A 16,465-nucleotide genomic window follows, 5' to 3' on the forward strand; every position below is an offset into this window, starting at 1 on the left:
TGATCGTGGTCAAGCGCTATTTTTTTACCTTGGAGTTGCCTTGAAGCTCGAGCCGTCAGGCTTGGGAATGGGGGGCAGGCAATGCACTGCTTCACGGTGAGCCTGGGGCCTGCCTGACCTTCCGAGAGGATTGACTTCAATGCAACGCATCTATCCGAGCCGCGCTTGCGCGCTTGCCGCCATTGTTTCGGCGGCGTTCCTTTCCGTAGCTGCCTGGGCCGGTGATTCCGACGGGCAAGCAGCTGCCGATGGCAGCCAGACAGTGTTTTCCGAGGTCCACGACACCGGCGAATCAAGACCGTCTTTCGGGGTGCAGGCGGCGCAGCCCGACGCCGACGGCCGCGCCAATTTCTTCATCCGCTTTCCCGAGGCGTCGGTTGCCAGCTACCGGGGAGGCCTGGAAAATCTTCCTGCCACCAGTCCGAGCGTCACTGGCCAGAGCATTGCCGGCCACAGCTCGGCGGTGCAGAAATACGAGAGCTTTCTTGCGCAGCGACACCGTGAGTATCTCGGGCGGCTGGGTCGGGTGCTGGGGCGTGATCTGGATTCACGCTACGATTTCCGCACCGTACTCAACGCCGTTGTGGTGCCGCTGACCGCAGACGAGGCTCGCGTGGTTGCCGGGCTGGATTTCGTGCAGCAGGTCGCAATCGAAAAGATCGCCACCATGGATACCGATGCCGGGCCGGAGCTGATTCAGGCGCCCGCGTTCTGGAACGGCCAGACGCTCACGGGCGGCTCCAACAAGGGCGAAGGGGTAATCATCGGCATCATCGACAGCGGCGTCGACCACGATCACGCCTCGTTTGCCCAACAGGCCAGCGATGGTTATACGCACACCAACCCCCTGCCGGGCGGCGAGTACCTCGGTGTGTGTGCCAGCGAAGCAGGCCTGTGCAATGACAAACTCATCGGCAGCTACAGCTTTCACCCGAGCGACCCCGATCCGCAGGACAGCGACGGCCACGGCTCTCACGTGGCCTCGACGGCGGCCGGCAACCCGGTATCCGCCTCATATGCTGGCCTCTCGGTCGCCATCAACGGCGTCGCGCCTCGGGCCAACCTGATCAATTACAAGATCTGCAGCCCGCGCTGCCCGGGCAGCGCGGCGGTGGCCGCCGTAGCGCAAGCCATCGAGGACGGGGTGGACGTGCTCAACTACTCCATTTCCGGCTCGGATGACCCGTGGAACGACATGGTCGATCTGGCCTTCCTCGATGCCGCCGATGCCGGAATCTTCGTTGCTGCCTCGGCGGGTAACAGCGGCCCGGGGGCATCCACCGTTGCCAAGACCGGCCCGTGGAACGCTTCGGTTGCCAACTCGACGCATGACCGCATCTTCGCCCAGAGTGTCTCGCTTGCAGGCGGGCCGAGTGGCGTCGGCGGCGTGCCGGGCTCCGGGCCCGAACTGACCGCCGATTACAGCGGCGAGCTGTCGTGGGCCGGCGATGTGAGCGGCGGCGCTAACACCAATGGCTGCGCCGCTTTTCCCGCCGCGGCGTTTGACGGCAAGGCTGCCCTGATCGAGCGCGGCGACTGCGCCTTTGCTGCGAAAGTCGACAACGCGGCTGATGCCGGAGCCGAGTTCGTCATTATCTATAACAATGCCGGCGGCCCGCCTATCGTCATGGGCGGCCTCGAGAGCACCAGCATTTCCGCGGTCATGGTCACCGACGCCGATGGCGCCGCGATGATTGCCACCCTCGCCGGCGGAAGCGCCCAGGTGACCGTCGAGGCGGCCGCTTCCCGGATTGTGGACTCGGCCTATGCCGATGTCCTGGCAAGGGGCAGCTCTCGCGGCCCCAGCCAGCACAATCTGCTCAAGCCCGATTTCGCCGCGCCGGGTACCAGCATCCTTGCGGCCTGGTTCGATGGTGGCTACAACGCGATCAGCGGCACTTCGATGGCCTCGCCACACGCCGCTGGTGCCGCTGCACTGGTCATTGCCGATCGGCAAGCGCTGACGCCGGCAGAGGTCAAGTCTGCACTGGCGCTCACGGCGGATCCGGACATGCTCAAGGAGGATGGCACCACGGCGGCCGACGGGTTTGACCGCGGCTCGGGGCGGATCGATCTGGCCGGAGCGGCCAAAGTCGGCTTCGTGATGGACGAAACCAAGCCCAACTACCTTGCCGCCAATCCGGATGAAGGTGGTGACCCGGCAACGCTGAACCAGCCGAGCATTCAGGCCTGGCGCTGTGCTGACAGCTGCACCTTCGAGCGCACCATCAAGAGCGTGGCTGACGATCCGGTCGACTACGCGGTCAGCGCCACGACCGCGGCCAGCGTGGCGCTCACCGTGAACCCGAGCACGTTCACGCTTGCGGCGGGTGACAGCCAAACCATCGAGTTCGCATTCGATGTCACGGCCGCAGCCAAGGGCGACTGGACCCTTGGCGAGATCACCATTGCAGAGTCGGGCACCAGCGTGGGTGTGAGCAACGCCCGAATTCCGTTCGCGCTGGTTCCCGAAGACCCGGCCCCGATTGCACGCCTGAGCAAAGACAGCATCGTGGTCACGCAGGAGCGTGATGACACCACGCAAGAAGAGTTCTCGGTGCTCAATGAAGGCGAGCTGGACCTGGAGTGGCAAGCCACGCAATTTGGCTCGCAGCTCAACGCCACCGCCAACGGCAAGCTCTGGGGCAACGCCCGGGCCGGGTCGAGCGGCAGCATCAACAACTACGTCAATCCGGCCAGTGTCGGCTACTACCAGAGCGACTACTTCCTGCTGCATGCCCAGAGCCAAATCAAGGAAATCCGGGTCGACGGTTTCTTCCTGGGCGGCAACTTGTCTCAGGCAACGGAGCTGACCTGGGCGGTGTATGCCGATGATAACGGTGTCCCGGCAGGTCATCCGGATCTCTCTCCCGGCGCTGCTTTGTGGACGTTTTCGGCCGCGCCCGGCGACGCGGGCGTGGATATCGGCGATGATGCGATGAACCTGGATCTCGATGCCGCAGGTGCGCCTGCGCTGGACCTGGCAGCCGGTACGTACTGGCTGGTGGCTTTCCCAAGCCTGAATAGTTTCAGTCAGTCACCCAACTACCTTTACGCCTGGTACAACGGCGCTCAGGGAGGTGGTCTTTACACTGGCCTGCTCGGCGGGCTGGAGACCTGGCAAGCGTCGTCGGCTGGCCGTTCGTTCGAGCTGTACGGCGTGGTGGACTGTTCCGGCAGCTACAATCCGTGGGTCAACCTGAGCCCGACCAGCGGCACGATCAGCCCCGGCCAGTCCGAAACCGTCAGCGTGGACTTTTACTCGAACGGCATGCAGGAGGGCAGCTATCAATCGGCGCTGTGCGTCACCACCAATGCTCCCGAGCAGCCGTTCTTCATCCTGCCCATTGAGCTCAACGTGGTCAATCTGCCCGCCGCGACGGTTTCGCCGGCTGCGCTGGACTTTCAGCTGGAATACGGCCAGACCGGTTCGCAGAACGTGGTCATAAGCAACAGCGGCCTGGGTGAGCTGGAATTCAGCCTCTCGAGCGCAGCGGATCTGCCGGCACAGTGCACGCCCGCCGATACACTGGACTGGCTCAGCGCTGACCCGGCTGCCGGTGTCGTGGCCCCGGAAGGCGGCGCGACAGACGTTGCTTTCGAGGTTGACGCCGGTCAGGTTCTGCCGGGCAGCTACCAGGAAACCGTGTGTTTCGAAACCAACGATGAGGCCACGCCTTATCTTGAGGTCACGATCGATCTGGAGGTGACCGGCGAGGCGCCGGATCTGATCTTCGATGATCGCTTCGAGGCAGCGCCATAGAGGCCCTGACAGCCATCGTGATACGCAAAAGCCCGGCAGTTTGCCGGGCTTTTGCGTTCAGGAAGGGCCGAGGGTGGCCCGGTCGCCGGGCTGTGGCTTACAGCTGGATACCGCCGCCGGGCATGCCGCCGGGCCCGCCCTGACTGCCGCCCTGGCCGGGCACCATGATCGAGGACTGCTGTTCCTGCTGCAGGCGCTTGAGTTCCGCAATGGTGTCTTCGACTGCCTTCTCGGCGGCCTCGGGGAACTGCGCGAGCGCTTCGGAAAGCGAGGCTACTTCCAGCTCGAAGGTGATCGGTAGGGCGCCGGCGGGGCTCATGACCTGGGTCTGGCCGACGTAGCGCACGGGCCTGGAGTCGTCCTTGTCGCCGTTGGCGGTGACCGGCGTCAGGCGCTGGATGGTGCCCACTCGCCGGTCGCTGAAGCTCTCTTCCAGATAGAGCGACTCGTCGTCCATGGTCAGCTGCTCGCGCATGCTGTCTTCGTTCATGATTGTGCTCCTGATTGAGGCCTGATCGATAAGGCCGGGCATTGAGTATTGACAACAGTGATGTTGGGGGCGCAGACGCCATGATTCAAAGCGCCTGCGTTTGCCAACACCTTCCTGAAGCTCTAATGTAGGAGTCGATGAAGCGCGACAGAGACGGATCGACTCGCCCCCTTGCTCGCGGTCGCTGGCTGGCGGCCTTCGCCGCGCTGATGCTGACTCTGGTCGCCACCGCCCAGAGCCTGACGAACCCGGAAGGCGTAGCCAGTACGCCGCGGGTGCATGTGCTTGCCGTTGACGGCGCCATTGGCCCGGCCACCCGGGACTACATCGTGCGCGGCATCGAAGCGGCCGAATCCAAAGGCGCGGCGCTGGTGGTTCTGCGCCTCGACACGCCGGGCGGGCTGGACGCCTCGATGCGCGACATCATCAAGAAGATGCTCAACGCCGAGGTGCCGGTGGCCGGCTGGGTGGGGCCGCCGGGTGCGCGCGCGGCCAGTGCCGGCACCTACATGCTCTATGCCAGTCACATCGCGGCCATGGCCGGCTCGACCAATCTTGGGGCAGCCACGCCGGTGCAGATCGGCGGCGGAGGCCAGGAAGACGACGATCAGTCGGGCGGGGCGGCCGACAGCCTGAAGGATCTGCTCTCGTCTGATGAGTCGGATCGCGGCAATGCGGAGAGTGGGGGCGGCGACGATACCGACAAAGGTGACGGGCAGGGCGGCAGCGACGATATATCCGAAGCAGCCGAAAGCGAAGGCGAAAAGCGTCAGCCTTCGGGCGATGCGTCCATGCGCAAGGCCATCGAGGACGCCGTCGCCTACATTCGCGGGCTGGCCGAGCGCCACGGGCGCAATGCCGACTGGGCCGAGCGGGCGGTGCGCGAATCGGTCAGCCTGACCGCGAGCAAGGCCCTGGAAATGAACGTGATCGATCTGATGGCCGATTCGATTCCCGAGTTGCTCGAGCAGGTACACGGCCGCCAGATCGAGTTCGCCGCCGGCAGCGTGACCCTGGATACCGAAGACGCCGAGGTCGTTGCAGTCGAGCCGGACTGGCGCAATCGTTTTCTGAGCGTGCTGACCAACCCCACGCTGGCCTATATCCTGATGATGGTCGGCATCTACGGGCTGCTGCTGGAAGGCTACAACCCCGGTGCCCTGGTGCCGGGCGTCATCGGCGGCATCTGCCTACTGCTCGCGCTCTACGCCTTCCAGATTCTGCCGGTCAACTACGTCGGCCTGGCGCTGATGCTGCTCGGGTTTGCGCTGATTACCGTGGAGCTGTTCGTGCCCTCGGTAGGCATTCTCGGCATCGGCGGGGTGGCGGCCGTGGTTTTCGGCTCGATCATTCTCATGGATACCGAGGTGCCCGGCATGGGAGTCAATACCGGTCTGATCGCCGCGATGGGTCTGGTCGCGGCGCTGGTCTTCGTGATCATCGTCTATCTGGCGGCAAAGTCTTTTCGTCAGCCGCGAGTCATCGGTCGTGAAACGCTGGCGGGGCGGTCCGCCGAGGCGATCAGCGATTTCAGCGACGGGCGCGGCCGCGTTCACCTGCAGGGAGAGGACTGGAGTGCGGCTTCCGATCATTCGATTGCGCGCGGGCAAACCGTCGAGGTCGTCGAGGTCGACGGCCTGGTGCTCAAGGTTCGCCCGCACGCGTCATCTTCCCGAGGAGGAACATCATGAATCTCGATTACCTGACTTTTCTGGGCACCGGCCTGGTTCTGCTGGTTCTTCTGATCGCCAATACCATCAAGATCCTGCGCGAGTACGAGCGCGGCGTCATTTTCACGCTCGGGCGGTTCCAGCTGGTCAAGGGCCCGGGACTGATCATCGTCATTCCCGTCATCCAGCAGATCGTGCGCGTGGATCTGCGCACCGTGGTCCTGGACGTGCCCACGCAGGACGTGATTTCGTTCGACAACGTGTCGGTCAAGGTCAACGCGGTGATCTACTATCGGGTCATCGATCCGGAAAAGGCGATCATCAACGTCGAGCACTTCAAGGACGCCACCAGTCAGCTGGCCCAGACCACCCTGCGATCGGTGCTGGGCAAGCACGAGCTCGACGAGATGTTGGCCGAGCGCGACAAGCTCAACGCCGACATCCAGGCCATTCTCGATCGCCAGACCGACGGCTGGGGCATCAAGGTCTCGAACGTCGAGATCAAGCACGTCGACCTGGATGAATCCATGATCCGTGCGATTGCCAAGCAGGCCGAGGCCGAGCGCCAGCGACGTGCCAAGGTGATTCACGCCCAGGGTGAACAGCAGGCTTCCGAAAAGCTGGTCGAGGCCGCCGTCAAGCTGGCCGAGTCGTCGGGCGCGATGCAGCTGCGCTACATGCAGACCCTGACCGAAATCGGCGCCGAACAGAACACCACCGTGGTGTTCCCGCTGCCCATGGACTTCATTGCCGCATTCATGGAAGGCAACACCAGCGCCGGCCGCGCCGACAACACGGGGCAGGAGCGGCCCTGAGTGTCGCTGGCCCGGCCCGCGTTCAGTCGTCCCACTCGGGCGACAGGTCGTCGGGCTTGCAGAGCCGGCGTTTCTTTTCGAGCCCGGCGATCCGCTGGCGGTCGTCGGTGTCGAGCTGAAAGTCGAAAATATCGATGTTGGCGGCGGCGTGGTGCGGGTTCGAGGTCGACGGGATGGCGGCGACGCGATCCTGTTCGACCAGCCAGCGAAGCGCGACCTGAGCGGCGGTCTTGCCGTACTGCTCGCCGATATCCCACAGCACCGGGTCGTTGACTGTGCGTGCCTTGGCCAGCGGCATGTAGGCCGTCAGCAGCAGATTGTTGTGCGCCAGCACGCGGCGCAGCTTGTCCTGGCCGAGATAGACGTGATACTCGACCTGGTTGGTCGCCAGTATGCCCTCGCCGCAGAAGGCGGCGGCTTGTTCGGTCTGGTCGATGGTGAAGTTGCTCAGCCCGATATGCCGGGTCAGGCCGTCGCGGCGAGCGCGCATCAGGGCCTCGAGCGTGGGATTCATGCCGTGGCCGCCAAACACCGGCCAGTGCAACAGCAGCAGGTCGACGTAATCGGTCTGCAGGCGCTCGAGGCTGCCTCGAACCGAGTCAATCAGGGCCTGTGGTTCAAAGCGATCAACCCAGACCTTGGTGGTAATGAACAGATCCTCGCGGGCAATGCCGCCGGCCGCGACCGCGCGGCCGACCGCCGCCTCGTTGCGATAGATCTGCGCGGTATCGATATGCCGATATCCCAGCTCCAGGGCACGCGGCAGAATGTCCTCGACCACGGCTTCTTCCAGTTCAAAGGTGCCGAAGCCCAGGGCCGGCATGTTGACGCCGTTGGCCGCAATGATGGGCACATCGCTCATGGCCTGTCCCTCTCGCCGAGATATTGATCTTTCAACCGCACATAGTGCGCGGCCGAATAGCGCAGCATTTCAAGCTCCTGATCGGTGAGCTCGCGCACCGGCCTTGCCGGCTGGCCGCGGTAGAGCCAGCCCGACTCCAGATGTTTGCCCGGGCTGACCAGACTGCCGGCGGCGAGCATGACGTCAGCGCCGATTTCAGCGCCGTCGAGCACCAGCGCGCCCATGCCGATCAGGCAGCGGTTGCCGATGGTGCAGGCATGCAGGATGGCGCCGTGGCCTACGGTGATGTCGGCGCCCAGAATCAGCGGTATGCCGCCCGGGGTGTACGGCCCGTCATGGGTCACATGGCAGATGGCGCCGTCCTGAATGTTGCTGCGCTCACCGACGCGTATGAAGTTGACATCACCGCGCAGCACCGCCCCGGGCCAGATGGAGGCGTCGTCGGCCAGCTCGACCTGCCCGATCACGCAGGCGGCCGGATCGACCAGAACGCGCTCTCCCAGGCGTGGTTCGATGTTCTGCCAGCTTCGAATGGGCGCGCTCACCGCGTCATGCCCCGGCTCTTATACACATGATGGTGCCGCCGCACAAGAAACAGCACCTTAGCGCCCCTGAGTTTCCCTTTACTCTCTGTTTCCAACACATCTTGTTGATTTTACTCACTTTATTGTTATGGCGAGAAGTTGTCCAATCTGCTGACATTGTGCTGGCAGCAGGCTCCGGACGCCATCTTCCCGATTCTGTTCACAGAGTTATCCACAGGATCTGTGGATAACCTTGCGGTCACAAGTCCCCCGCGCATCGTTACAATACCTGCTGTTTCCGCAGTTTGGCAAAACATGCGCGTTCATATCGAGGAATTGATCAGCCAGGCGCTCGGCTATCTCAAGCGCGAGGGCCAGCTGGCGGCCGACATCGATCCCGCCATCGAGATCGAACATACCCGTGATCGCAGCCACGGTGACTATGCCTGCAATATCGCCATGGTACTTGCCCGGCAAGCCTCTATGCCACCGCGCGAGCTGGCCGAAAAGCTGCGTGCCCGGTTGCCGGCGTCCAAGCGGGTGGCGCGGGTCGAGGTGGCCGGCCCCGGCTTTCTCAATTTTTTTGCCAGCACGCACTATCTCAAGGTCGTGCTGCGCGACATCCTCACCGAGCGCGACGGCTACGGTCGGGCGGCCGAGGGCAGCCGCGAGGACATCCTGATCGAGTTCGTCAGCGCCAACCCCACCGGGCCCCTGCACGTCGGTCATGGTCGCGGCGCGGCTTACGGCGCCAGTCTGGGCAACATCCTCGAGGCCGCCGGTCATCGTGTCCACCGCGAGTACTACGTCAACGATCACGGCCGGCAGATGGATATTCTGGCGGTATCGGTCTGGCTGCGCTATCTGGAGCTCAGCGGCGAGCAGGTCGCGTTCCCGGCCAACGGTTATCGCGGCGACTATATCTACGACGTGGCGCGCAAGGTGCGCCAGAGTCATGGCGACGAACTGCGGCATGCCGGCATGACCGTCAGCGAGGGCCTGCCGCCGGATGCCCCCGAGGGTGACGCGGAAAAGCACACCGATGCGCTCATCGGCCGTGCTCGCGAGCTGCTGGGCGATGCCGGCTATCAGGCCTGCTTCCAGGCCGCGCTGGAGTCGATTGTGGCCGACATCCGCAATGATCTGTCAGAGTTCGGTGTCGATTTTCAGCGCTGGTTTTCCGAGCGCGAGCTCGAATCCAGCGGCGCGCTCGCGCGCTCGCTCGAGCAGCTCGACGAGCGCGGCTGGCTGTACGAAAAGGACGGCGCGAAGTGGTTCAAGGCGACCGAGCTGGGTGACGACAAGGATCGAGTCGTGGTGCGCGAAAATGGCCGCAGCACCTACTTTGCCTCCGACGTCGCCTATCTGCTCGACAAGTTCGATCGCTGCAGCGGCACATCGCTTTATGTCTTCGGCGCGGACCATCACGGCTACGTGCCGCGACTGAAGGCCGCCGCGGCCGGGTTGGGCAAAGAGCCCGACCGTCTTGAATTCCAGCTGGTTCAGTTCGCCATTCTCTATCGTGGCGGCGACAAGGTGCAGATGTCGACGCGCTCGGGCAGCTTCGTGACCCTGCGCGAGTTGCGCAAGGAAGTGGGCAAGGATGCCGCGCGCTATTTCTACGTCATGCGCTCCCACGAGCAGCATCTGGACTTCGATCTCGACCTGGCCAAGTCGCGCGCCAACGATAACCCCGTCTACTACATCCAGTACGCTCACGCTCGCATCATGAGCGTGTTCCGGGAGCTCGACAGCCGTGGCCTGCGCCACAATCAGGCCATTGGCGAGGTCGCCGTCGAGCGCCTGACGACCGACCATGAACAGGAGCTGTTGCGCATGGTCGGACGCTTCCCGGAGCTGATCGAATCGGCGGCCCGGCAGCGGGCGGCCCACCTGCTGGCGCACTACCTGCACGAGCTGGCCTCGACCTTTCATTCCTGGTACAACGCCACGCCGTTTCTGATTGACGACGAAGACCTGCGCAATGCCCGGCTCAACCTGGTGGCGGCCGTGGGCCAGGTTCTGCGTAACGGTCTGAAGCTGATCGGCGTGTCCGCGCCGAAGGAAATGTAGATGACACGTCGTCAGGCCAAACGAGGCGGCTCGAGCGCGGCCGGCGGGCTGCTCACCTTTGGTGCCGGGCTGGTCTGCGGCCTGGTGCTGGCCACTCTGGCGTGGCTGGGCGGCTATCTTCCCGGCCGCGACGCGCCGGAAGATGTCCGCGCACCTTCGGGCCGGGACGAGCCGCCGATTGCCGAAGAAACCACCGGCGAGCGCAGCCGCCAGTACGACTTCTTCACCGTTCTGCCCGAGCGCGAGGTCGTGGTGCCGCGCGAGGAAATTGCAGAGCGCGCGCGCGAACGCAGCAACGAAGCGGCCACGCAGGGACCTTATGTTCTGCAGGTCGGCTCCTTTCGCACGGCCGAAGATGCCGACAGCCTCAGGGCCCGCGTGACCCTGCTGGGCCTTGATGCGACCGTGCAGTCGGTTACCGTTGACGACGTCACCTGGCATCGTGTGCGGGCCGGTCCTTTCGACAGCGCCAGGGCCGCCGACGGCGCGCGCCGGCGCCTGCTCGAAAACGGCTTCGAGGCCATGGTGCTGCGCGGCGGATGAGCTCGGTGCAACGGGCCGCGCTGGTGCTGCCCGGGGGCGGCGCGCGCGGTGCCTATCAGGTGGGCGTGCTGCAAGCCGTGGCCGAGCTCCTGCCCGGCACTACGGCGCCGTTCTCGATCATTGCCGGTACCTCGGCGGGTGCAATCAATGCGGCCGTGATGGCCAGCCACGCGGGCGACTTTGCCTACGGGGCGCGCCGTCTGGAGCACTTCTGGGGCAACTTCCGCTGCCATCACATCTATCGCACCGACTGGCCGCATATCCTCGGCCGGGGTCTGCACTGGCTGGCCTCGATGACGCTTGGCGGCCTGGGCGTGGCCAACCCCAGATCGCTGCTCGACAACCAGCCACTGGGCCGTCTGCTCGAGCGCGAGCTCGATGTCGAGGGCATCCGGCAATCGGTTGATGCCGGCGTGCTCGAGGCGCTGCTGGTGACCGCCTCGGGCTATTCGTCCGGCCGGGCGGTGACCTTCTTTCAGGCCGGCGCGCACATCGAGGGCTGGCAGGCAGGCAAGCGCATCGGCCGTCGGGCAACCATCGGCGCGCAACACCTGCTGGCCAGCGCCGCCCTGCCGCTGCTGTTTCCAGCCGCGCGTATCGGGCATGAGTATTTCGGCGACGGCGGCATGCGCCACATCACGCCGCTGAGCCCGCCCATCCGGATGGGCGCCGATCGCATGCTCATCATCGGCACCCGCGACGTACGCCCCGACCCGGAACCCACCGCGCACGTTGCCTACCCCACGCTGGGCGAGGTCGGCGGCTATCTGCTCGATGCCATTTTCATGGACTATCTGACCAACGATCTGGCCCGCCTCGAGCGTATCAATCGCACGCTCGAGCTGATGCCGACAGAGCAGCGCGCGAAAACCGGCCTGCGGCAGGTCAAGACCCTGTTGATCCAGCCGTCGAAAGACGTCCGCGAGATTGCCATGCGCCACCGTCACCGGGTGCCGGCCAGCGTTCGCACGCTGCTGCGCGGGGTTGGTGCCTGGGGCGAAGGGCGGCTGCCCAGCTATCTGCTGTTCGAGGCCGAGTTCTGCCGCGAGCTGATCGAGCTGGGCTACCGCGACGGCATGGCGCAGCAGTCGGAAATCATCGAACTCCTGGGACAGGGGGTTTCCGTAAGCGGGTGATTTCGGCTAGTGTATTCGCGGGCGACACTGGCCCGACTGAAGCAAACCAAGAGGGAATCTGAATGCTGGAGCTCATCACTGCCGCCAACAGCTGGCTCAACGGGATTGTCTGGGGCCCGCCGTTCATGGTTCTGCTGGTGGGTACCGGCGTTTATCTGACCCTGCGTCTGGGCTTTTTCCAGTTCCGTCATCTGGGACATGCCTGGAAGCACAGTTTCGGGCGCGTCTTTCGGCGCGAGACGGACACTGACGATGGCGCCATCACGCCGTTTCAGGCCGTCACCTCGGCCATGGCGGCCACCATCGGCGTGGGCAACATCGCCGGCGTGGCCACGGCCATTGCCCTGGGCGGACCGGGCGCCATCTTCTGGATGTGGGTGGTCTCGCTTTTCGGCATGGCGACCAAGATGGCCGAGGCCACCCTGGGCGTGAAGTATCGTCATGTCGACGCCGACGGCCACGTCTCCGGCGGCGTGTTCTGGTACATCGACAAAGGCCTGGGCACGCACTGGAAGTGGTTGGGCATGCTCTACGCTTTCTTTGCCGGCGTCGCCGCCTTCGGCATCGGCAACATGGTGCAGTCCAACACCGTGGCGCAGTCGCTCGATACCGGGTTTCAAATACCGGCCTGGCTCAGCGGCGCCATTCTGGTGGTGCTGGTCGGTGCAGTCACCCTCGGCGGCATTCGCCGCATTGCGGTCACCGCTGAGAAGATCGTGCCCATCATGGCCGTCGCCTACCTGGCCGGGGCGCTCGGTATTCTGGCCATCCATGTCGGCGAGATTCCCGCCGCCCTTGCCATGATTGTCCGCCACGCCTTCGAGCCGGCACCGGCCATCGGCGGGTTTGCCGGGGCCACGGTGGCTGCCTCGGTACGTTTCGGTATCGCCCGCGGCATCTTCTCCAACGAAGCGGGCCTGGGTTCAGCCTCCATCGTGCACGCCCAGGCACGCAACCAGCCTTTCCGCCAGGGCTTCTGGGGCGTGTGGGAGGTGTTCATCGATACCCTGGTGGTGTGCACCATGACGGCCCTGGTGATTCTGGTCACCGGCGCGATCGAAACCGGCGAAACCGGTGCCGACCTGACCAGCACGGCGTTTGCCACCGGCCTGCCCGGCCCGGGCGGCTACATCATCATCCTGACTATCGCTTTCTTTGCCTACACCACCATGCTGACGTGGAATTTCTACGGTGAGCAGAGCTGGCAATACCTGTTCGGCCGCCGGGTGGTGCTGCCCTACCGGCTGCTGTTTCTGCTGTTCCTCTACGTCGGCGCCGTTGGCGGCCTGGAGCTGGTGTGGGACATTGCCGATACCTTCAACGGCCTGATGGCCGCGCCCAACCTGATCGCCCTGCTGCTGCTGGGTGGCGTGATGACGAAGGAGAAGCTGGCCTATTTCAACCAGCTGCGCGACAGCACCCGGCCGGTCGAGCCTGAAGACTGACTGCCTGGTTGGATCACAGGCCGGGCTCTGAACAACCCCGAGCGCATCAGGTCTCGAGGTAGGTGTAGGCCGACAGGCCGTCTGTGAGCAGCTGCTCCAGTGCCCGGGCCTGTTCGGGCGCCAGGTCGGCGGCGGCCACGCGCTCGCGGCAGGCCGCCAGCAGCTCGGCGGGTTGGTATCCGACCAGCTCCAGCAGTCGCTCGGCGCTGTCGCCGGCGCGGGCGTTGGTCAGCCGAAAGCCGCTGCCATCAAGGTGCACATCAATGCTGTCGGTGTCGCCGAACAGATTGTGGATGTCGCCCAGGGTTTCCTGATAGGCACCGGCCAGGAAGATGCCGAGCAGATAGACTTCGTCGGAGCTGATGCGGTGGACGGGCAGGGTGGGCTCGAGCAGGCCGCGGTCGACGTAGTGGTCGATGCGCCCGTCGGAATCACAAGTCAGGTCCTCGAGCACGGCGCGCTCGGTGGGTTCTTCATCGAGCCGGCTCAGCGGCACGATCGGAAAGACCTGGTCGATGGCCCAGATATCGGGCAGCGACTGGAAGATCGACAGGTTGATGAAGTACTTGGCCGAAAGCCGATGGCGGATGCGTTCGCCCAGCTCACGGTGGCGGCGGTGCTCGGAATCAAGCCGGCTGGCGACGCGCTCGAGAATGGCATTGTGGAGCGGCTCCAGCCGGGCGCGATCGGGCAGCCCGAGGTCGCCATGAAGAAACAGGTTGCGGCCTTCCTCGAGCAGATGCTCGGCCTCCAGAAAGCTTTCCTCAAGCTCGCGCTCGTTGGCTTGTGCCAGCACCTCGGCCAGGGCGCGGATGACCGGCGGGTCGCCCTCTGCGCCGCTGCCGAGCGCGCGCGGCGGGGTTTCAGTCGCGGTAACGTTGGTGATCAGAACGGCATGATGCGCGGTCAGCGCACGGCCGGACTCCGAAACCAGATCCGGCATGGTCAGCCCGTGGGCGCGGCACAGCTCGGCGAAGCCTGCAACAATCGCCTGGGCGTATTGGCCCACGGAATAATTCATCGAGCAGAAGCTGCGCGTGCCACCGCCTTCGTAGTCCACGCCCAGGCCGCCGCCGATGTCGAGGCGGCGGATATCGACGCCGGCGTGCGCCAGCTCGACGAAGTAGCGCCCGGCCTCGCGCACGCCGCGCTGGATATCGCGCAGGTTGGAGATCTGCGAGCCCATGTGGAAGTGCAGCAGGCTGAACCAGTGCAGGCAGCCGCCTGCGCGCAGCGATTCAGTCAAGGCCAGCAGCTGGCTGGCGGCCAGGCCGAACTTGGCGCGCTCGCCGCCGGTGTTCTGCCAGTTGCCCGAGCCCAGCGACGACAGGCGCAGGCGCACGCCGAGCTCGGGCGTGATGCCCAGGCGCTCGGCCTCGCGGCGGATCAGCGGCCACTCGCCGGGCTTTTCGATCACGATGATCGGCTTGAGCCCCAGCCTGGTGGCGCTCAGCGCCAGGCGGATGTAGGCGGCGTCCTTGTAGCCGTTGCAGATGATCAGACGCCCGGGGCGGCTGACCGCCAGCGCGGTGATCAGCTCGGGCTTGCTGCCCACTTCCAGGCCCATGGCCTCGACCCGGGTGAGCGTTTGCACCACGCTGGCCTGCTGGTTGACCTTGATCGGGTAGACCGGGTGGTAGTTGCCGCTGTAGCCGTGTTCGTCGATCGCGGCCTGGAAGGCCTGGCGCAACTGTCCGGCGCGCGCGTGCAGGATATCGGGAAAGCGCAGCAGCATGGGCAGGCGCAGTCCCTGCTCACGGGCCTGCGCCACAACCGCGTCGAGAACCAGATCGCGCTCGCGGTCGGGGCGGGCCAGCAGCCGGCCACGTGGGTCGATGCCGAAGTAGCCCTCCGACCAGCGCTCGATAGCGTAGCGTCGGCGGGCGCGGGCAATGGTGTCGTCGGTCATGGTGGTGATTGTAATGGACGATCCTGATGGCGGACGTGCGCAGATGAAACCACCGGAAACACGCAAGCACACGGAAAATGAACCTCAGGAGTACGGTCGAAAGGCCTTCTTTCCGTGTTTTCCCTGGCGTTTTCGGTTTTGAAAGGCTCGGCAGCGGGTTACCATGCGGGCTGGTCATCATCCTGATCGATACATGACGCTTCCCACTGACCGCAAGTGGTTCACCGAGCTGTGCTCCGAGGCCGGCAGCGCCGAGTCCTGGGCCATCGAGGCGCATATCGCGCGCGAGGTCACCGACTACCAGACCATCGACATCTACCGCACTACTCACTGGGGCAATCTGATGGTGATCGACGGCTTCGTCATGCTGACCGCGCGCGACAATTTTCTCTATCACGAAATGATGGCGCACCCCGCGCTGTTCTCGCACCCGGACCCGAAGCGCGTGCTCATCATCGGTGGCGGCGACTGTGGCACCCTGCGCGAGGTGCTGGCGCACAGCACCGTGGAAGCCTGTACCCAGGTCGAGATCGACGAGCAGGTCACCCGCCTTTCAGAAAAGCACTTTCCCGAACTCTGTGAGCGCAACGAAGATTCGCGCGCCGAACTGATCTTCGAGGACGGCCTGGCGCACGTGAAAAATCTCGCGCCCGACAGCCTGGATGTGATCATCGTCGACTCGACCGATCCCATCGGCCCGGCCGAGGGCCTGTTCGGCCCGGAATTCGTTGCCGACTGTTATCGGGTTCTGGCCGAGGGCGGCTTGTTTGTGCAGCAAAGCGAGTCGCCGCTGCTGCATCAGAAGCTCATCGCCGGTATTCGATCCAACATGGACCAGGCCGGGTTTTCCACCATCCGGACGCTGGGGTTTCCGCAGCCGTGCTATCCCTCGGGCTGGTGGTCCGTGACCCAGGCGCGCAAGGGCGGGCCCATCGAGCCGGTCAGCGCCGAGCGCTTTGACGCCAGCGGCATCGAGACGCGCTACTTCAATCCCGGCGTGCACGTGGGGGCATTGGCGACGCAGTTGCCGTAGGGGTGGTTTCGAGACGGTGATGTCTTTTCGTCCGGTTCGCGCCACCGGCAGGGTGCCGGCCCCCGCCGTTGCAGGAGCGATCTCCAGATCGCGATATGGTGCTGGTCGAAGCCGGTGGCTTGCGCTTGGTGATTGATCCACCGTGCCCTGCGCGCCACCCGGCAGGGCCTTGGCGCCCGCCGTTGCAGGAGCGATCTCCAGA

At 64.8% G+C, this 16,465-nt stretch carries 12 protein-coding genes; 8 read left to right on the top strand and 4 right to left on the bottom strand.

The genetic code is table 11. The features are described 5' to 3' along the window. Positions 1-139: 139 nt before the first annotated feature. Positions 140-3,763: a S8 family serine peptidase gene (locus ACEWQ0_RS03950; RefSeq protein WP_476484579.1), complete on the top strand. Its 3,624-nt coding sequence runs from the start codon at positions 140-142 to the stop codon at positions 3,761-3,763. Between the two features lie 97 nt (positions 3,764-3,860). Here the strand turns inward: ACEWQ0_RS03950 and ACEWQ0_RS03955 are convergent, their stop codons facing one another. Further along, complete coding sequence (locus tag ACEWQ0_RS03955; RefSeq protein ID WP_476484580.1) at positions 3,861-4,253, bottom strand: hypothetical protein; 393 nt, start codon at positions 4,251-4,253, stop codon at positions 3,861-3,863. 137 nt (positions 4,254-4,390) lie between these two features. Here ACEWQ0_RS03955 and ACEWQ0_RS03960 point away from each other — a divergent pair, with 137 nt between their 5' ends. Next, positions 4,391-5,944, top strand: coding sequence for an NfeD family protein (locus tag ACEWQ0_RS03960; RefSeq protein WP_476484581.1), 1,554 nt, complete (start codon positions 4,391-4,393; stop codon positions 5,942-5,944). Beyond that, on the top strand, positions 5,941-6,738 hold the full coding sequence (locus ACEWQ0_RS03965; RefSeq protein WP_476482006.1) for a slipin family protein: 798 nt from the start codon (positions 5,941-5,943) through the stop codon (positions 6,736-6,738). The genes ACEWQ0_RS03960 and ACEWQ0_RS03965 overlap by 4 nt, the downstream gene beginning before the upstream one ends. A gap of 22 nt (positions 6,739-6,760) precedes the next feature. Here the strand turns inward: ACEWQ0_RS03965 and ACEWQ0_RS03970 are convergent, their stop codons facing one another. After that, positions 6,761-7,600 carry an aldo/keto reductase gene (locus ACEWQ0_RS03970; protein ID WP_476482007.1) on the bottom strand — a complete coding sequence of 280 codons (840 nt, stop codon included), beginning with the start codon at positions 7,598-7,600 and terminating at the stop codon, positions 6,761-6,763. Next, positions 7,597-8,145 (bottom strand): gamma carbonic anhydrase family protein, encoded by a 549-nt coding sequence (locus ACEWQ0_RS03975; RefSeq protein ID WP_476482008.1) that lies wholly within the window; start codon positions 8,143-8,145, stop codon positions 7,597-7,599. Before ACEWQ0_RS03975 ends, ACEWQ0_RS03970 begins: the two co-directional genes overlap by 4 nt. Before the next feature lie 294 nt (positions 8,146-8,439). On the opposite strand from ACEWQ0_RS03975, the gene argS reads away from it, so the two are divergent. The 4 genes from argS to ACEWQ0_RS03995 all read left to right on the top strand — a co-directional run bounded on the left by argS (position 8,440) and on the right by ACEWQ0_RS03995 (position 13,321). Then, complete coding sequence (gene argS, locus ACEWQ0_RS03980; protein WP_476484582.1) at positions 8,440-10,197, top strand: arginine--tRNA ligase; 1,758 nt, start codon at positions 8,440-8,442, stop codon at positions 10,195-10,197. After that, positions 10,198-10,740, top strand: a complete 543-nt coding sequence (locus ACEWQ0_RS03985) for an SPOR domain-containing protein (RefSeq protein ID WP_476482010.1) — start codon at positions 10,198-10,200, stop codon at positions 10,738-10,740. Positions 10,741-10,745: 5 nt separating this feature from the next. Further along, positions 10,746-11,876: a patatin-like phospholipase family protein gene (locus ACEWQ0_RS03990; protein WP_476482011.1), complete on the top strand. Its 1,131-nt coding sequence runs from the start codon at positions 10,746-10,748 to the stop codon at positions 11,874-11,876. 62 nt (positions 11,877-11,938) lie between these two features. Continuing rightward, positions 11,939-13,321, top strand: coding sequence for an alanine/glycine:cation symporter family protein (locus tag ACEWQ0_RS03995; RefSeq protein ID WP_476484583.1), 1,383 nt, complete (start codon positions 11,939-11,941; stop codon positions 13,319-13,321). A 46-nt stretch (positions 13,322-13,367) separates the two neighbouring features. Here ACEWQ0_RS03995 and speA read toward each other — a convergent pair whose 3' ends face one another. Then, positions 13,368-15,230: a biosynthetic arginine decarboxylase gene (speA, locus tag ACEWQ0_RS04000; RefSeq protein WP_476484584.1), complete on the bottom strand. Its 1,863-nt coding sequence runs from the start codon at positions 15,228-15,230 to the stop codon at positions 13,368-13,370. A 193-nt stretch (positions 15,231-15,423) separates the two neighbouring features. On the opposite strand from speA, the gene speE reads away from it, so the two are divergent. Further along, on the top strand, positions 15,424-16,263 hold the full coding sequence (gene speE, locus ACEWQ0_RS04005) for a polyamine aminopropyltransferase (RefSeq protein ID WP_476484585.1): 840 nt from the start codon (positions 15,424-15,426) through the stop codon (positions 16,261-16,263). Positions 16,264-16,465 lie beyond the last annotated feature (202 nt).

The organism is Wenzhouxiangella sp. YN9, from assembly GCF_056324165.1.